The sequence below is a fragment of the Allomuricauda sp. XS_ASV26 genome, from assembly GCF_041224615.1.
Lineage (GTDB): Bacteria > Bacteroidota > Bacteroidia > Flavobacteriales > Flavobacteriaceae > Flagellimonas > Flagellimonas alginolytica.
On sequence record NZ_JBGFGK010000011.1, the window covers coordinates 1 to 282 of the forward strand.

Sequence of the window (282 nt, forward strand, 5' to 3'; positions counted from 1 at the left end):
TTCGAACATCTCAACCAACACTACGAACATTTCGAACAATGCGAGTGCGATAGCAACGAACACTTCGGACATTGCCAACAACACTACGGCTATAGGTAACAATGCCACGGATATTTCGAACAACGCTACGAACATATCCAATAACACTACGAACATTTCGAACAATGCGAGTGCGATAGCGACGAACACTTCGGACATTGCCAACAACACTACGGCGATAGGTAACAATGCCACGGATATTGCGAATCATATAGCGGCCGATGCCGATACGAACATTGGTAA

At 45.4% G+C, this 282-nt stretch carries 1 protein-coding gene; it reads left to right on the forward strand.

Annotation, left to right across the window (positions count from 1 at the left end; translation table 11 throughout):
- On the forward strand, positions 1–282 hold a 282-nt coding region (locus AB9K32_RS00060), incomplete at both ends, for a hypothetical protein (protein ID WP_369883993.1).